The 17,350-nt window shown below is 60.6% G+C and carries 15 protein-coding genes; 10 read left to right on the top strand and 5 right to left on the bottom strand.

The window, feature by feature from the left end; translation table 11 throughout:
• From ACP15P_RS03755 to ACP15P_RS03710, 10 genes are all read left to right on the top strand, one after another.
• A complete protein-coding gene (locus ACP15P_RS03755; protein ID WP_424927158.1) occupies positions 1–1,101 on the top strand; it encodes an ABC transporter ATP-binding protein in 1,101 nt (366 codons plus the stop codon).
• Positions 1,098–2,123 (top strand): NAD(P)-dependent oxidoreductase, encoded by a 1,026-nt coding sequence (locus ACP15P_RS03750; protein WP_424927157.1) that lies wholly within the window; start codon positions 1,098–1,100, stop codon positions 2,121–2,123. Before ACP15P_RS03755 ends, ACP15P_RS03750 begins: the two co-directional genes overlap by 4 nt.
• Positions 2,124–2,257: 134 nt before the next feature.
• Entirely contained in the window at positions 2,258–3,286 is a 1,029-nt protein-coding gene (locus ACP15P_RS03745; protein ID WP_424927156.1) for a LacI family DNA-binding transcriptional regulator, read from the top strand.
• Positions 3,287–3,415: 129 nt separating this feature from the next.
• Positions 3,416–4,438 (top strand): hydroxyacid dehydrogenase, encoded by a 1,023-nt coding sequence (locus ACP15P_RS03740; RefSeq protein ID WP_424927155.1) that lies wholly within the window; start codon positions 3,416–3,418, stop codon positions 4,436–4,438.
• The gene (locus tag ACP15P_RS03735; protein WP_424927154.1) at positions 4,435–5,220 is read left to right on the top strand and encodes a sugar phosphate isomerase/epimerase family protein; all 786 of its coding nucleotides are present in this window, start codon (positions 4,435–4,437) and stop codon (positions 5,218–5,220) included. Before ACP15P_RS03740 ends, ACP15P_RS03735 begins: the two co-directional genes overlap by 4 nt.
• Before the next feature lie 36 nt (positions 5,221–5,256).
• Positions 5,257–7,146 (top strand): ABC transporter substrate-binding protein, encoded by a 1,890-nt coding sequence (locus tag ACP15P_RS03730; protein ID WP_424927153.1) that lies wholly within the window; start codon positions 5,257–5,259, stop codon positions 7,144–7,146.
• 66 nt (positions 7,147–7,212) lie between these two features.
• Positions 7,213–8,211, top strand: a complete 999-nt coding sequence (locus tag ACP15P_RS03725) for an ABC transporter permease (protein WP_424927152.1) — start codon at positions 7,213–7,215, stop codon at positions 8,209–8,211.
• Complete coding sequence (locus ACP15P_RS03720; RefSeq protein ID WP_424927151.1) at positions 8,211–9,401, top strand: ABC transporter permease; 1,191 nt, start codon at positions 8,211–8,213, stop codon at positions 9,399–9,401. The genes ACP15P_RS03725 and ACP15P_RS03720 overlap by 1 nt, the downstream gene beginning before the upstream one ends.
• Positions 9,402–9,411: 10 nt before the next feature.
• On the top strand, positions 9,412–11,082 hold the full coding sequence (locus ACP15P_RS03715) for an ABC transporter ATP-binding protein (RefSeq protein ID WP_424927150.1): 1,671 nt from the start codon (positions 9,412–9,414) through the stop codon (positions 11,080–11,082).
• The gene (locus ACP15P_RS03710) at positions 11,082–12,959 is read left to right on the top strand and encodes a DUF2264 domain-containing protein (protein WP_424927149.1); all 1,878 of its coding nucleotides are present in this window, start codon (positions 11,082–11,084) and stop codon (positions 12,957–12,959) included. Before ACP15P_RS03715 ends, ACP15P_RS03710 begins: the two co-directional genes overlap by 1 nt.
• A gap of 79 nt (positions 12,960–13,038) precedes the next feature.
• Here ACP15P_RS03710 and ACP15P_RS03705 read toward each other — a convergent pair whose 3' ends face one another.
• The 5 genes from ACP15P_RS03705 to ACP15P_RS03685 are packed head-to-tail and all read right to left on the bottom strand — an operon-like array spanning position 13,039 to position 17,348.
• Positions 13,039–13,881: a fumarylacetoacetate hydrolase family protein gene (locus tag ACP15P_RS03705; protein ID WP_424927148.1), complete on the bottom strand. Its 843-nt coding sequence runs from the start codon at positions 13,879–13,881 to the stop codon at positions 13,039–13,041.
• Positions 13,878–14,786: a dihydrodipicolinate synthase family protein gene (locus tag ACP15P_RS03700; protein WP_424927147.1), complete on the bottom strand. Its 909-nt coding sequence runs from the start codon at positions 14,784–14,786 to the stop codon at positions 13,878–13,880. The genes ACP15P_RS03705 and ACP15P_RS03700 overlap by 4 nt, the downstream gene beginning before the upstream one ends.
• Complete coding sequence (locus tag ACP15P_RS03695) at positions 14,783–15,124, bottom strand: L-rhamnose mutarotase (RefSeq protein ID WP_424927146.1); 342 nt, start codon at positions 15,122–15,124, stop codon at positions 14,783–14,785. The genes ACP15P_RS03700 and ACP15P_RS03695 overlap by 4 nt, the downstream gene beginning before the upstream one ends.
• Positions 15,121–16,284 carry an enolase C-terminal domain-like protein gene (locus ACP15P_RS03690; protein ID WP_424927145.1) on the bottom strand — a complete coding sequence of 388 codons (1,164 nt, stop codon included), beginning with the start codon at positions 16,282–16,284 and terminating at the stop codon, positions 15,121–15,123. The genes ACP15P_RS03695 and ACP15P_RS03690 overlap by 4 nt, the downstream gene beginning before the upstream one ends.
• Positions 16,281–17,348, bottom strand: a complete 1,068-nt coding sequence (locus ACP15P_RS03685) for an ABC transporter ATP-binding protein (RefSeq protein ID WP_424927144.1) — start codon at positions 17,346–17,348, stop codon at positions 16,281–16,283. Before ACP15P_RS03685 ends, ACP15P_RS03690 begins: the two co-directional genes overlap by 4 nt.
• Positions 17,349–17,350: the final 2 nt, after the last annotated feature.

The following is a 17,350-nucleotide window of genomic DNA, read 5'->3' as shown; positions in this document are numbered from 1 at the left end:
ATGGCAGACGTAAAGCTGAAAGGCATCAAGAAAAGCTACGGCCCGGTCGATGTCATCAAGGGGGTCGACATCGACGTGAACGACGGCGAGTTCGTTGTCTTCGTTGGTCCCTCCGGCTGTGGCAAATCCACGCTTCTGCGGATGATTGCGGGCCTGGAGGACATCACCGGCGGTACGCTGGAAATCGGCACAAGGGTCGTCAATGAGGTGCCGGCTTCGGAGCGCGGTATTGCCATGGTGTTTCAGTCATATGCCATCTTTCCGCATATGACGGTGCGTGAGAACATCGCGTTTGGCCTGACCATCGCAAAGACGCCGAAAGCTGAAAAAGACGAGAAGGTGATGGAGGCCGCGCGCATTTTGCAGATGGAGAACCTGCTCGACCGGCGGCCCAGCCAGCTTTCTGGAGGTCAGCGCCAGCGGGTTGCCATCGGTCGCGCCATCACCCGCAACCCCGAGGTGTTCCTGTTCGATGAGCCGCTGTCGAACCTCGATGCGGCACTGCGGCTCGACATGCGTATGGAGATAGGCAAGCTCCACAAGTCTCTGGGTGCCACGATGATATACGTCACCCACGACCAGGTCGAGGCGATGACGCTGGCCGACAAAATCGTGGTTCTGAAGGACGGATATGTGCAGCAGATGGGAGCGCCGATGGACCTCTATCACCGGCCCAACAATCTGTTTGTTGCGGGCTTTATCGGTGCGCCGTCGATGAATTTTCTCGACGTCGACATCGTGTCGCAGGACGGTACGTCCGCGAAGGTCAATTCGCCCGTCGTGGCTGAATTTGCCGCGCCGGTTTGGCGGGACGGTGTGGGGCAGACGCCGAAAGCCACGCTTGGTATCCGGCCGCAGGACCTGCGCCCGGTGGCTGAGGGCGGGATACTGGAAGGGACGGTCACATTGGCTGAACGGCTGGGGACGGAGACCGTCGTTGATATCCGGCTGTCGCACGGGCACAGGGTTTTGGCCTCGCTGGGCGAAGACCGGGTGTTTGAGCCGGGTGAGCATATCCGGCTCGATTTTGACCATGAGAAAGCGCATCTCTTTGCGCCCGCAACCGACCAGGAAAAGCAGGCGGCCCAGTCGGCGGCATGACGGAAAAACCACTGATGATCCTGGATCAGCACTTCCGCCAGCTGGAAGAGCTGTTTGGGCCTGAGACTTTTGATGCGCTGTCCGGACTGTGCCGCATTGAGGGCGGACGCAACTGGCCGATGGACCCGGCGCGGGTGGATGGACTGATTGATGAGGCGGCATTTTATGTGGCGGCTTTTCCGGAGCTTTCGGCCGGGCAGATTGGGCGCGCAAAAAAACTGCGGGCGGTGATGGAGGTTGCCGGAGCGATCAATGAGGGGCTGGCCTATGACGCCTGTTTCGACAGGGGGGTTGAGGTGCTGTCCTGCGCTCCGGGGTTCCGGCAGTCCGTGGCCGAGATGACGCTTGCCATGGCGCTGGCCGGTGGGCGCGGACTGGTGCGCGAGCATGAGGCGTTTCGCAGTGGGGCCGAGCGTTGGCTGGACGACCGGCCAGAGACCGATTTCACGCTTTATGGCGCCACGGTCGGATATATCGGTTTTGGCCAGATCGCGCGCGAATGCGCGCGGCTGATGGCACCGTTCGCGCCGGAGGTGCTCGTTTTTGATCCGTTCCTGAGAGAGGCGGGGCCGGGCGTCGAGTTGTGCGATCTTGAAACTCTGGTCGCGCGGGCCAGGGTTGTCGTTATGGCTGCGGTGCCGTCGGAAGAGACCCGCAACCTGCTGAACGCGGACCTTGTCGGGAAACTTCGGGAGGGTGCGCTTGTCATTGTCATCAGCCGCGCCTGGTGTGTCGACTTCCCGGCGCTTGTCGCAGCCGCCGAGGCAGGACGCATCACGCTGGCCACGGATGTCTTTCCCGGGGAACCGCTGCGCCGCGACGATCCGCTTCGGAAGGCGTCGAATGTTATCCTTTCACCGCATCGTGCCGCCGCCGTTCCTGGTGGGCGGCAGTTGATTGGGGAGATGGTGCTGCATGACGTTCAGGCGATTCTTGACGGACGCACGGAGCGGCAGATGAAACTGGCAAACCGGGAGCAGGTAGCAAGCCTTGTGGCGGCGCAGAAGAGTATCCGGTCGTGACGCTGGACGTCTGAGGCGCCACTTATCTGGAAGGCTGGGCCGGTCGGCAATCGCGTGCGCAATTGCAAAAAACTTGCATAATTTTTGCAAACGTTGGACAACACGGATCGGCGGAGATTTTGTGAAAGCGTGGCATGAGGCAACCAAAAGTACGGCAGGAGGATATCGCGCGAGCGGTTGGCGTTTCCGTGTCGACCGTATCGCGGGTATTATCCGGGGCGCCTGGGATCAGTCGCGCGACGACGCAAAAGGTTTTGCAGGCCGCGTCAGATTTGGGCACGCCACTGGCGGTGCCGGGGGGAATTGCTGAACCGGCAAAGGGCCGGATCAAGCGGGCGCTTCTGGTTCAGATGCAAAGGGATCTGAATTCCGGGTCGGGATCGATCTATCATTTCGTCATGACCGGTTTGCAGAAGGCGGCCGCGGAGGCGGGGCTGAAAATTGAACTGGCGCTGCTGGGTGACGATGGTGCAATCCCGCAACAGATACTCGGAGAGCCGGAAACCGGTGTGCTTTTTGCCGGTGTCGATCCGGGGCTTGATGTGATGAAAAGTCTGCGGGATCAGGGGCATCCGACCGTCCTGGTCAATGGACTTGATCCGACGATGATCCATGATCAGGTTGCTCCGAACAATTATTTCGGCGGTTGGCTGGCGGCGCAGTATCTCATGGATATGGGGCATCGCCGCATCCTACAGCTTGGCACGCGTCGGCGGCCGACGCTTGCGGCGCGGACGGCTGGTTTCCTTGCGGCTGTCAAGCAACCCGGGTTCGAAGACGTCTCCTGCGACAACATTGATATGGAAAACGTGAACGAGCTGTCGGCGCATGAGACAATGAAGGATCTGCTGTCCCAGGGGCCGTTTCCGTATTCCGCCGTGTTCTGTGCTGCGGATGTGGTTGCACTGAGCGTGATGCAGGATTTGAGAACGAGTGGATATGACGTTCCCGGTGATGTGTCGCTGCTCGGCTTCAACGGTCTTCCGCTTGCGGAATTCTCGTCTCCGCTGCTGAGTACGCTTTATGTGGACTGGCAACATCTGGGGACAGAAGCGATTCGTTTGTTGATCTCGCGCAGCCTGGAGCCGGCATCTCCAACCCATCAAATTCTTACACAGGTGACGCTTAAGCCGGGCGACTCCGTGCGGCGTTCGAAAAATTAGTTTCCTTTCAGTGGCTTGACCGTTTCGCCGAGCGTTATGCAAATAAATTGCGTAATTAGGAAAAAACTTGCATTACAGTGCAAGTGATGCAAGCATTTGTGCAAGACAGGCCGTTGCGGGGAGGCACAGGTGCGGTATTCATCACTCATTCAACTGGAACGGCCCCAGTTTGAAATTCATTTTCCGCTGGCCTGTCGTGACCATGCTCTGTCGCGTCTCTCGGATGTGACCAACCTTCTGCATCCCGAGCCGGTCGCTGACTTACGTGGGCCGGAAGCGGCGCCTCATCTTTCGGAAGTTGAGATCCTTTTCACCGGCTGGCGCTCAAATGCCATTGATGCCGAGATACGCCGCCGTATGCCACGGCTGAAACTGGTCGCGCATCTGGCAGGGACAGTGAAGGGCGTGCTGAACCCCAGTTTTGATGGCACGGGCCTGACGGTGATCAGTGCGGCAGATGCGAACGCCAAGCCGGTTGCGGAATTCACCATCGCCCATGTCCTGTTGCACCTGAAGCGGGTGCTGGAATGGCGGAAGCTCTATCGCAGGGAGCGCTCAGGCATCGCCACACGGAGTGCGGTGCTTGCCGGTCCCGTGGGGAACACCGGACGGACCGTGGGTATTATCGGAGCGTCGCGGATCGGGCGTAGAGTGATTGCGGATCTGCAGCAGCGCGGGATTACGATCCTACTTCACGACCCTTTCGTCAGCGGTCAGGATGCGGATGCCATGGGCGTGCGTCTGGTTCCGCTGGATGAACTGTTGCGCGAAAGCGATGTCGTGAGCCTGCATCAGCCGCTGTTGCCGGAGACCGAGCGCAGCTTTGGCGCAAAGCAGTTTGCGAAGATGCGGGACGGCGCGCTTCTGATCAACACCGCGCGGGGACGCATCATTGACGGTTCCGCTCTTGAGAACGCGATGGCGGACGGGCGTCTGTTCGCGGTGCTGGATGTGACCGACCCGGAACCACTGCCTGATGACTCGCGGCTTTGGGAGATGCCGAACGTCACCATTACACCGCATGTCGCGGGGTCATTTGGCTGCGAGGTCTGTGACATGACCGGAATGGTGCTGGACGATGTTGAGCGGTTCACGCGTGGTGAGGCGCTGAGACACGAGGTTCTGTTTGCCGACTGGGAGCGCGTGGCATGATCCGGACCGGGCTGTGTTCCGTCACGTTTCGCGAACTGTCTCCGGTCGCGCTGATTGACCTGGCTGCGCATACAGGCGTGCGGGTTATCGAATGGGGCGGGGACCGGCATGTGCCGCCTGGTGACTTTGAACTCGCGGCCCAGGTTCGTGAGATGTGTGAGGCGCGGGGTCTGGCTCCGGTTTCATACGGGTCCTACGCGCGGGCGGGAACGCCGGGGTGCGTGGAAGCGTTTGGGACCGTTCTGGATACGGCGGCGAAACTGGGCGCGGGTAACATCAGGGTCTGGGCGGGAGAGCAAACCCGTGATCAGGCCGGGGAGGCGGGCTTTGCGCAGACCGCTGCGGATCTCGGCCGGATGGCCCGCATGGCCGCGGATCAGGAGATCACGGTCAGTGTCGAATACCACCGCAATACCCTGACGGAGGAGGCGGAAGACGCACGTGATCTGATGCGCGCCGCCGATGATCCCAATCTGTTCAGCTACTGGCAGCCGGTCCCAGGGAGGGGGCGGGCGCGCTGGCTTGAGGAGATGCGGATGTTGCAGCCCTGGCTGGGGGATCTGCATGTATTTTACTGGATCATGACCGATCAGGGCCAGCAGCGCCGACCGATGTCCGAGGGGATGGAGGACTGGCGCGCCCTGTTTGAAGCCTGGACACCAGCCGGTCACTGGCCGCATCAGCGCAGCGCGTTTCTGGAATTCGTGCGGGACGATGCGGAGAAAAACTACCGCGCAGACATTCAGGACCTGCACGCGCTTTGTGGCGCCGACGGGGCCTGACGCAAATAATACAGCAATCCACGGGAGGAACGACGAATGCTGAGAACCCATTTCACGACCATATCGCTGACAGCGCTTGCGGCGCTGGCCGGCCCGGCCCTGGGGCAGGACTATACCCAGGCACCGGCCCTGCAGGCTGAGGTCGATGCGGGCAACCTGCCGCCGCTTGCGGAGCGTCTGCCGGACAACCCGGTGGTCCTGACCCCGATGGAGTCTGTGGGGACCTATGGTGGTGTCTGGCGCTCGGCTCTCAAGGGGACCTATGACACGGGATGGATCCGCCGCACGGTGGGTTATCAGCCGCTGGTGGCCTACGACTACGAGTGGACCAAGGTCGTTCCGAATGTGGCAGAAAAGTTTGAGGTGAATGAGGATGCGACCGAGTTCACATTCCACCTGCGCGAGGGGCACAGATGGTCGGACGGGGAGCCGTTTACCGCCGAGGACCTGAAATTCGCACTCGATATCATGACAAGCCCGGCCTATGCCGGCCGCAAGCCGGGCGGTTTCGAATGGGAGAAGATCAGCGGCGAGGTCATTGATCCACTGACGTTTAAGATTACCCTGACCGATCCCAACGGGCTTTTCCTGGAGCGTCTCGCCACGGTTGAGGGGCAGTTCATTGTCAACGCGGCGAAGCACTATTGCGGAAAATACTTCCCTGATGTGAACCCGGATGCCAACCAGGCCGCGCAGGATGCGGGTTTCGACGGCTGGTCGCAGGCGATTGAGCAGAGCTGTTTCTTCAACTTCGTGGATGAGGACCGACCGCTGCTCTTTGCCTGGAGGCAGGTCACGCCTTATGACGGCCTGAACCAGCTGATCGAATTTGAGCGGAACCCGTATTTCTTCAAGGTCGACACCGAGGGTCAGCAGCTGCCGTATATCGACAAGGTGCAGATGGTTCAGACCGAAAATGTCGAGGACATCGTTCTGAAGGTCGTGAATGGCGAGGTTGATTTTTCCAACCGGCATTTTGCGACGGTGACGAACAAACCCGTCATCTATGACGGGCAGGACAGCGGTGGCTATACGCTTAAAGCGACTACTGACGCGCGAATGAACCACGCGATTTTCCAGCTGAACCTGACCCACGACGATCCGGAAAAACGCAAGCTTTACAATGAAAAGGATTTCCGCGTCGCATTGTCGCTGGCGATGGATCGCGAGGAGATTATTGACGTTGTCTTCGCGGGTCAGGGAGAGCCGTATCAGGCGGCGCCGCGTCCCAGCTCACGCTTCTACAATGAGGAACTGGCGACCCAGTTCACGGAATACGACCCGGACAGGGCCAACGAGCTGCTTGACGGACTTGGACTCACGGAGCGCAACTCTGACGGCATTCGCCTAGGCTTCGATGGGGAACCGATCCGCATTCAGCTGTTTTCGCCATCCGATCAGGTTGAGTTCAATGACATTGCCCAGTTGATCGTGGAACACTGGAAAGAGATTGGGATCGATCTGGACGCCCGTAACGCCGAGCGCAGCCTCGTGTATGAGCGGATTCAGAACAACACCCACGACATGCACGTCTGGTGGGGTGACGGTGGGCTTGCCGATGCGTTGCTCGATCCGCGGTACTATTTCCCCTTTAACCTTGAATCCGCCTTTGCCGAGAAATGGGCGCAGTGGTTCATGAAAGGTGGCAGCACGCTTGCCGAGGAGCCGCCGGCGGAGGTCAGGGAACAGATGGACCTCTATGTCGAACTGATCGCGACGCCCGACCGGGAGAAACAGGAAGAGCTGTTTGGTGAGATTCTCGATATTGCGGCAGAGCAGTTCTACGTGATGGGTACGGTTCTTCCGGCGGATGGCTACATCGTTGCCAATGAGAATCTGGGCAACGTGCCGGACGGCCAGATCTACACCTGGATGTACCCGCAGCCCGGACCGATGGAAACCGCGCAACTCTACTACAAAAAGTAGGGCGTGTTCAGGGCGCGCCAGTCGGGCGTGCCCAATCCCGCGTCTTCCGCAGGGGGAGGAAAAATCATGCTGAGCTATCTGAGCCGCAGGCTGATGACGATGATTCTGACACTGCTCGCGTTGTCGGTTGTGGTCTTCATCGTGATCCAGCTGCCACCTGGAGATTTTGTCACGTCCTACATCGCCAGCCTTTCGGCGGCGGGGGAGAGCGTGGATCAGGAAACGATCAACGCGCTGCGGGACCGCTACAAGCTGGATTCACCGGTGCTGGTTCAGTACTGGGCATGGATCTCTGAAATTCTGAGGGGCAACTTCGGATACAGTTTCGAGATGCAGCTTCCGGTTTCCGAGATTTTCTCGCAACGGATCGGGATTTCCCTCGCCGTCGAACTGACCGCAGTGGTGGTGATGTGGGCGGTTTCCATACCCATCGGCATCTATTCCGCAGTCAATCAGTATTCGATGGGGGATTATTTCGCGACGATATTCGGGTTCCTGGGACTTGCCCTGCCGAATTTTCTGTTTGCGCTGGTTCTGATGTATATCTGCTACAACTGGTTCGGCGTGACGATCACGGGCCTGTTTTCGCCGGAATACATGAATGCGCGCTGGTCGATTGACCGGTTCCTCGATTTTGCCAGTCATGTCTGGGCCCCGATCCTTGTGATCTCAACGGCCGGTGCGGCGCAGCTGGTTCGTGTTTTGCGGGCCAACCTGCTGGACGAGCTGAACAAGCCTTATGTTCTGACCGCGCGGGCCAAGGGTCTTCCGAGGCGGCGGCTTATCTGGCGGTACCCGGTGCGCGTGGCGATGAACCCTCTCGTTTCAACCATCGGATGGGTGCTGCCCACGGTGATTTCATCGTCCTTTGTGACCGCTATCGTTCTCAATCTGCCAACCCTGTCGCCGATCCTGCTCCGCGCGCTTCTGAGTCAGGACATGTACCTGGCGGGCGCGCTCATCATGTTCATGGGACTGCTGACACTCGTTGGTACCCTGATTTCAGATCTTCTGCTGGCCTGGATTGATCCGCGTATCCGGCTCGGCATGGTGGGAGCCACGTGATGCCCCTGACGACCCCCGCAAATTCACCGGACGGCCGGATCGGTGACGTTCAGGATACTCCCGACGTGCCGGCTTTCGAGGCCGATCCCCGGATAGACCACAGTCACGGCACGGAAAGCCAATGGCAGCTTATTCGCCGCCGGTTCGCGCGGCACCGCCTCGCGGTTGTCAGCCTCTGGGTGCTCGGCGCCTTTGTTCTGGTGGCGCTCTTCGCCGGGTTTGTTGCTCCAAATGATCCCGGCGACGTCAAGGCGCGCTACACTTACGCGCCGCCACAGGCGTTACACTTCATTGACCGCAGCGAGGACGGGTGGTCTTTCCGGCCATATGTCTACGGGTATTCAGTCGAAATTGAGCCCGAAGCGCTGCGCCGGACCTTTGTGATCGACGAGCAAAAGAAGATCTATCTGAGCTTCTTCAAACGGGGCTGGGAATACAAACTGTTCGGGTTGATCCCGACGGACATTCATCTGCTCGCACCGGAACGGTCCCGTGATCCGTTTTATCTGTTTGGCGCGGACCGTCTGGGCCGGGATATGTTCTCGCGGTTGGTTTATGGCACGCAGATTTCCCTATCGGTGGGCCTTGTCGGTGTGGTCATGAGCCTGGTGCTGGGCGTCATTATTGGCGGCGCGGCGGGGTATTTCGGCGGCTGGTTTGATGCGGCAACGCAGAGGGCGATTGAATTTCTGCGATCCCTTCCCACAATACCCCTCTGGATGGGTTTGGCTGCGGCCATGCCGTCGGACTGGTCACCGCTCCAGACGTATTTTGCCATCACCCTGATCCTGTCATTCCTGGGATGGACCGAGCTTGCCCGCGTGGTGCGGGGTCGTTTTCTGGCGCTCAATGGTGAGGATTATGTCGCTGCGGCGCGCTACGACGGTTGCTCGCATTTTCGGGTGATTGTCCGCCACATGGTCCCGGCCTTTACGAGCCACATCATTACGGCTGCCTCCCTCGCGGTGCCGGCGATGATCCTCGCGGAAACGGCGCTGTCCTTCCTCGGGCTGGGGCTTCAGGCTCCGGTGATTTCCTGGGGTGTGCTGCTTCAGGAAGCACAGAACATCCGGACGCTGGCTACCGCGCCCTGGCTGCTGTTGCCCGGGGCTGCGATTGTGATCTCGGTACTGGCGATGAATTTCATCGGTGACGGGCTGCGCGATGCCGCCGATCCCTACGCGAAGTGAGGAGACTGCCATGAGTGATACGGTACTCGAAGTTCGCGGCCTGACGGCGGCGTTTCCGCATCGCAAGGGTGAGACCACGGCCATTTCGGATGTCGGTTTCGATCTGAAGCTGGGGGAAACCACCTGTTTCGTGGGCGAATCCGGCTCGGGTAAGTCGGTGACGGCGCGGGCGGTTCTGAACATTGTCGAGCCGGCGGTGATCAAGTCGGGGGCCATCAACCTGGTGGATGTTGCCGCCGGGCAGAGGGTGGAGTTGTCCGGTCTCGATCCGGATGGGGCGGAGATCCGTGCCGTGCGCGGTGCGCGCATCGCGATGATCTTTCAGGAGCCTATGTCGTCGCTCAGTCCGGTGCACACCATTGGGCAGCAGATTATTGAGGCGATCCTGCTGCACCAGGATGTGACTGCGGCGGAGGCCCGGGAGAAGGCCATCGACGCGCTGCGGGCCGTGCACATTGCCAACCCCGAGGAGGCCATCGACCGGTATCCGTTTGAGTATTCGGGCGGCATGCGGCAGCGTGCGATGATTGCGATGGCGCTTGGCTGTGAGCCGGACATTCTGATTGCGGATGAGCCGACCACTGCCCTTGATGTGACGACCCAAGCCGAGATCCTCAAACTTCTGAAAGGCCTTCAGGAAAGCCGCGATATGGCGGTGATGTTCATCACCCACGACATGGGCGTGGTGGCGGAGATTGCCGACCAGGTTGTTGTGATGCTCCACGGTGCCGTGGTCGAGACCGGTCCGGTGGATGCGGTGTTTCACGCGCCTCAACATGCTTACACGAAGAAACTTTTGAAGGCCTCGATGGGCCTCGATGAGGCGCCGCATGGCCGGAACGGAGCCGGGTCGAATGAGGTGTTGATCGAGACAAGCGGTCTTTCCCTGACCTTTCCGACGCAGAAAAAGATCCGAAAAGGGGCAACAGGCGGAGTGCGTGCCCTGAACGATGTTTCGATCGAACTGCGCCGGGGCGAGATCCTTGGCATTGTTGGGGAATCCGGATCGGGCAAGACCACGTTGGCGCGGGTGCTCATGGGGCGGTTTCAGCCCCAGGAAGGCAACGCGGTCTACCATACCCGTGACGGCGCGGTTAAGGACCTGACCCATAAGTCGGGCTTCCGGGACGGTCAGGTGTATCGTGAGATGCGCATGATTTTCCAGGATCCCTATGGCTCGCTAAATCCACGCATGACCGTGGAACAGATCATTGGTGAACCGCTATTGGTGAACGGTCTGCTCAAGGGTGCGGAACTGAAGAAGCGGGTTGGTGCGCTGTTGGAACGTGTGGGACTGCCGGCCTCAGCCATGGAGCGGTATCCGCATGCCTTCTCCGGCGGGCAGCGTCAGCGGATCGGTATTGCACGCGCCATTGCTCTCGATCCCCGCGTGATTATTGCCGATGAGGCGACCTCTGCGCTGGATGGTTCAATTCGGGCGCAGATCCTCGATCTGCTTCTCACGCTTCGGGATGAACTTGATCTCGCGATCCTGTTTATCGCCCATGACATTGGGGTCGTTCGATATTTTTGTGACCGGGTGGCCGTGATGCACAAGGGCAGCGTGGTCGAGACCGGCACCGCAATCCAGATCTGCGACAGCCCGCAGGAGCCCTATACCCAACGGCTGATCTCCGCAGTTCCCATTCCCGATCCACGCAAACGACATCTGGTGGCCTGATGCAGCATCTTCCCGTTTCGAAAACAAACAATCCTCTGGCCGGAAACCCGTTTGCGACCCGGGCTGACGCTCAAAGGGCGGTGAGTGATCTGTGCCGTCCTTTGCTCGGTGCCATGTCTACGGGCTGTGCCCGCGTCACACTCGCTGCAACCGGTGCGCATTTTCATATTTCAGCGGCCGATCTCGAGGGCCTGGTTCGGCCTTTTTGGGGGCTTGCGCCGCTGTTGGCCGGTGGCGGGAGCTTTGAGGGCATCGGGAAGTTTGTTGAGGGGTTACAACACGGGTCCGATCCGGACCATCCGGAATACTGGGGGCCAGTGACCAACCGGGATCAACGGATGGTCGAGAGCGCGGCTATCGGCTACGCGCTGGCTCTGGCGCCGGAAGTTTTTTGGGACGGTATGACGGACCGTGGGCGCGACTGCCTCCGCGACTGGCTGCTGAACTCACTGCAACAGACGCCTGCGCCGAATAACTGGAATTTCTTTCATGTGCTTGTATCCCTTGGGCTGACCCGGGTCGGTGTTGAGCACGACCTGTCGATTATTGAGGGCAATCTCGACCGGCTTGAGAGCTGGGCCATGGGCAACGGCTGGTACCGCGATGGCAGTCAGCGTCAGGCGGATCACTACATCCCCTTCGCGATGCATTTTTATGGTCTGATCTATGCGCAATACGGGCCGGAGGCTGATGCGGCCCGACGGGACCGGTTTCGGGAGCGCGCCCGCTTTTTCGCGCCGCAGATCGCACACTGGTACGGGGCGGACGGGTCAGCGTTGCCTTACGGGCGTTCGCTGACGTACCGGTTTGCCCATGCCGGTTTCTGGGGGACGCTGGCCCTTGCGGGGGAGGAGGCACTGCCCTGGGGCGAGATACGGGGGCTTTGGGCGCGGAATTTGCGATGGTGGTCGGAGCGGCCCATTGTTGATCCGCGCGGAGTGCTCACCATCGGATATGGCTATCCGCAACTGAACATGGCCGAGCGCTACAATTCGCCGGGGTCGCCATACTGGGCGATGAAGGCATTTGCGCCGCTCGCGCTGCCCGAGGATCACCCGTTCTGGGCGGCGGATGAGGCGGCTCCGCAACCGCGTCCGCGGGTGGTGAGCCTGCCTGAGCCTGGAATGGTGAAGTACGAGACCCAGGGCGATGTTACGGTTCTGGCAGGCGGTCAGCAGTCACCGACCTTTGGCCGAACGGCGGAAAAGTACAACAAGTTTGCCTATTCCACCCGGTATGGATTCAGCGTGGAAACGGAAGGTCGCGCTTTCGGAAACGGTCCCTTCGACAACATGCTGGCTTTCTCGGAAGATGGTGAACTGGCCATGGTGCGCTGTCGGGAGAGTATGGCCCGGATCGGGGAGGACTGGATCTATTCGGCCTGGTCCCCCATGTCGGAGGTCGAGGTGGAAACCTGGCTCCTCGCCCGGCCGCCCTGGCACCTGCGGTTGCACCGTATTCGCACCGCGCGGCGTGTCCAGACGGTTGAGGGTGGCTTTGCGGTTTGCCGCGATGATCCGACCCCTGGGCCTGCTTTGGAGCCTGAGGTTACCGACAGGCTGGCGCGGATCGTGACCGCGCGTGACACGAGTTGCGTCGTTGACGTGGCGGCGCCTTTGCCCGGCCAAACGCATCGTTTGCCGCGGGTTGTGAGCCCCGAGCCCAATACGAATGTTATGCATCCCCGGACCTGGGTGCCTCAGTTGACGGTCGATTTGGAGCCGGGAAAGTGGAGCCTGGGCGCATGGGTTTATGCGGGTCGAAACGGGGGAGACCCGGTGTCCGAACCCGTCGGCGGAATGCCGTCCATGGATGACCTGGACGCCATGCGGAACGGTGGTGTCGTGATCAGGGTTTGGGATCTGGACCAGTCCTGACCCGGTCCCACAGGTTGATAAAGCAAAGGGGTCGGCGTTAACGCGCCGGCCCCTTTGCCTCTTTAGATGATTGCGGATTTCAGCCCTGTCGAACGGCCTGGTGCTGTTCACCCAATCCCTGGATGGACAGGCGCATTTCGTCGCCGGATTTGAGGAATTGTGGTGGTGACATGCCAAGGCCGACCCCCGGGGGGGTGCCGGTGGAAATAACGTCACCGGGTTGAAGGGACATGTACCGGGACAGATAGGACACCACATGGGCCACACCGAAAATCATCGTCCGGGTTGATCCGTCCTGAACCCGGCGGCCGTTCAGTTCGAGCCACATGTCGAGGTCGGCGGGATACTTGACCTCGTCACGGGTCACGAGCCACGGGCCAATTGGACCGAAAGTGTCGGCGGATTTTCCCTTAACCCACTGTCCACCATGTTCCAGTTGGAAGGCGCGTTCGGAGACATCGTTGACGACGCAGTATCCCGCAACATGCTCAAGCGCGTCGGCCTCTGCGACGTTTTTGGCCGGTTTGCCGATCACGACGCCCAGTTCAACTTCCCAGTCACCCTTGTCGGCCCCTTCGGGCAGAACGACATCGTCATTTGGGCCGCAGATCGACGACGTTGCTTTCATGAAGATTACCGGCTCCTTCGGAACCTCCATGCCGCTTTCCTCGGCGTGGTCCGCATAGTTCAGTCCGATGCAGATGAATTTTCCGACCGAGCCGACGCAGGGGCCAATTCTGGGGGAACCGGTAATCTTCGGCAGGCTGGTAGGGTCCACGGCGCGCAGCCGGTCGATCCCTTCAGGCGTCAGAGTGTCACCGGCAATGTCCGGCACGACGGATGACAGGTCGCGCAACGTTTCATTTTCGTCCAGCAGGGCGGGGCGTTCCTGGCCTTCGGGGCCGACGCGGAGAAGTTTCATGCGGTTGTTTTTTCCTTCGTCGATTTCGGTTTGGTCCGGTCGAGCAGGCGTGTCAGCTCAAGTTCCGTGATCTCATCCGGTATGGCGGTCGGAGGGCGCACGCTCGTACTGGTGAAGATACCTGCCTGGTGCAGCAGCGCCTTGTGGACGTGATAGAACATGTCGCCCGACTGGAAGCCCAGGCGACTGACCGGCAGTATTTCGGTCTCGATTATTTCGGCGGCCTCTTCATCCTGGCCCGCCTCAAGTGCCCGCCAGGCCCGCATGAATTCATCGGCTTGACTGGCGAAGGGCATGGTGCCACGGGCGCCGCGCCGGTATTCCTCCACCAGCGTGCCGCCGCCGGCACCACCCAGAACGGCCAGCTTGTCCCGGACCGCGCTGACCATTGCGCCGACCTGGGCTACGGTTGGGTTGGTTTCGACCTTGATCGTGTCGACCAGCGGCACGGCCTCCGCAATGCGAAGAGCCAGGGCGGGTGAAATGGGCGCCTGCGGGACATCCTGGAGAATGATCGGCAGCTGCGAGGCATCGGCAATGCGCGACAGATGCGCGATGACCGGGCCGGGGCCGAGAGCGAAGAAATCCGGCGGCCAGATCATCAACCGGGATGCACCGGCGGCAGCGGCGTCACGGGCCAGCTCCACGGCCGGTGCGGTTCCCGGAGCGGAGGTGTTCATGATCACCGGTACGCGGCCCTGAACATGCTCGACGGTAAGGCGCAGCATCTCGCGCCGTTCGTCGCGGGTCAGTTTGAATATCTCACTGCCGATCGCGATACCAATGCCGTGCACACCGGTTGCAAGCGTGGCGTCGATTTCACGCTTCAGGCTGTCGTGGTCAATCGTCAGGTCCGGGCGAAACGGAGTCAGCAGGATGGGAACGATACCCGTGATGCCAGTCATGTCGTTGTCTCCGTGGTAACATCCAACGCGAAGACTTCGCGCAGATCGTGGTGGACTGGGCGCGCTTCCGGTCCTTCGGTGCACATCAGCGGAGCCATTTTGCGCCACCATCTGGCGGTCAGGCCCGAGGGCGGGGAATGGTTTGATGCAGGGAAGGGGCGGTTGCGTTCCTGGAAGGCAAAGACGGTGGTTCCGGCGCGATAGAGGAAAAACCGGACGATGCCGTTTTGGGTCATCTGGGCGGTCAGGTCGGGCCAGATGTTAGCGTGGGCCGCGTCATATTCGGCCTCGGCACCCTCCCGCAGTTCCATCGTCCAGACACGACGGTAAAGCGTCATGCCGCGATCCTGTTTTCGTCGATATAGTCCCAGATGGGCTCGTATCCGAGACCCGGTGCCTTGGGCAGGGCGACGTACCCTTCGGCGTCCATCGGGTCGCAATTGTGCTTCAGGTAGGGGTGTGGCGCGTCGTAATTGACACCAGGGGCGAGTAGGCCTTTTTCGTACCATTCGCTGGTGTCCTCCGAGGTCGCGCCCATCACCTGAAGGTTGCCCCAGCCCGCCATGTGGATCTCGCACCGCTGGCCGAAGGCTTCGCAGACCACGGCTGTTTTTCTGCATCCGGTGACGCCGCCGCGACGGATATCCATGCGGCTCATGTCGGAGGCGCCCTGAAGGATCCACTCCGCGCGGGTGAAGACGCCGCCCGCGGCGATTTCGGGTGCAAGAACGGGGATCGAAAGTTCGCGGCACAGGCGTCGGTAGCTTTCGACCCGGTATTCCGGCATGGGGTGCTCAAACCAGTAGAAGTCGAGTTTTTCGAGTTCCCGTCCGACCTTTATGGTTTCCTCGATGGTGTGGTACGTGCCCCAGACGTCGTACATCAGCACCATGTCCGGCCCGACGGCCTCGCGCACCAGATTGACGGTTTCGATATCGGCACGGATGTTCGACGGGCGGCCGTTCGTGGGCAGGCCGGTCTCCGGATTCCAGAAGTAGTGTGGGTGGATCTTGTAGGCCCTGTAGCCTTCCGCCTTACAGGCGAGCGCGTGTTCCGCATAGACCTCAGGCTGGCCGATATTGGGGTAGGTTGAGGCGTAGGCCGGTACTTTGTCGCGGGCGCCGCCCATCAGTTTGTAAACCGGAAGACCGGCTGAGCGTCCGGCCAGATCCCATAGCGCGCAGTCGATGATGCTCTGCGCCACCTCGGGTATGTTACGGACCCACATCCACTTCCAGATCAGTTCCCGGTCAAACGGGTCAGCGCCGAGGATCATGTTGCGCACCTGGCCCTCGATGAGACGCTGCTCATCGGGGGTCATGCCGTCCTGGTCCCCGTGTTTGCCGCCGCCGAAGAAATACCCGGTCAGCCCCTCGTCAGTGTCGATGCATGTCACCGTCTGGTGGATTTCGGCGTCGGGTTTGAGACGGGCATGGCCGATTTCCCAACGGTCGGCATGGGTCCGGAAGCGGATTACCCTGACATTCGTTATCTTCATTGCACGGACCCGGTCAGGCTAAGTTCGGTTTCCGTGTCAAAGCAGTGCAGCTTGCCTGGTGTGACGGCCACACGCACGGTATCCCCGACGGAGTGTGCGATGCGTTCACGGGTGGTCATGATCACCGCCTTGCCGTCGGTCGTGCGCAGGGTCAGTTGGGTTTCCGCTCCGGTCGGTTCAATCAGTGCAACCTTGGCGGGGAGGCCGCTGTCGGAGAGCCTGATATCCTCGGGACGGAAGCCCGCGATGACCTCTCTTTCGTTCTGAAGGCTGACGGGAGACGGTCCCACGATTTCGCCTTTGCCGACCTGAAGGCTGCCATCACTGTTCCGTGCGGGCAGGAAGTTCATGGCCGGTGAGCCAATGAAGCCGGCCACGAAGACGCTTGCGGGGTTGTCGTAGAGTTCGAGGGGTGTGCCGATCTGCTCAACATGTCCGCCGCGCATGACCACGATCCTGTCCGCCATCGTCATGGCCTCAATCTGATCGTGGGTGACATAGATCGTGGTGGTCCTGAGCCGTTGATGCAGTTCCTTGATCTCCGAACGCATCTGTACGCGCAGCTTTGCGTCGAGGTTGGACAGTGGCTCGTCAAACAGGAACACCTTGGGGTCGCGCACGATGGCGCGGCCCATGGCCACGCGCTGGCGCTGACCGCCGGAAAGCTGGCGCGGGTAGCGGTCGAGCAGGGCGGTCAGGTCAAGGATTTCCGCGGCGGCGCGGACCTTGCTGTCTATCCGGTCCTGCGGTTCCTTTGCGAGGCGCAGGGAGAAGCCCATGTTTTTGGCCACGCTCATGTGCGGGTAGAGGGCATAGTTCTGGAACACCATGGCGATGTCCCTGTCCTTGGGGACCAGTGAATTGATCACGGTGCCATCGATGGCGATGTCGCCATTGCTGATGGTCTCCAGGCCCGCAATCGAGCGCAGCAGCGTTGACTTTCCACAGCCGGAGGGACCGACGAGAACGGTAAATTCGCCGTCCTGAATGTCGAGATCAATTCCGTGCAGGACCTCTACGGCGCCATAGGATTTGCGGATGTTTTTGAGTGCGACAGATCCCATGG

Origin of the sequence: Amaricoccus tamworthensis (assembly GCF_049800875.1) — a bacterium.
Taxonomy (GTDB): Bacteria; Pseudomonadota; Alphaproteobacteria; order Rhodobacterales; family Rhodobacteraceae; genus Amaricoccus; species Amaricoccus tamworthensis.
This window is presented reverse-complemented; position numbering and strand designations above follow the sequence as displayed.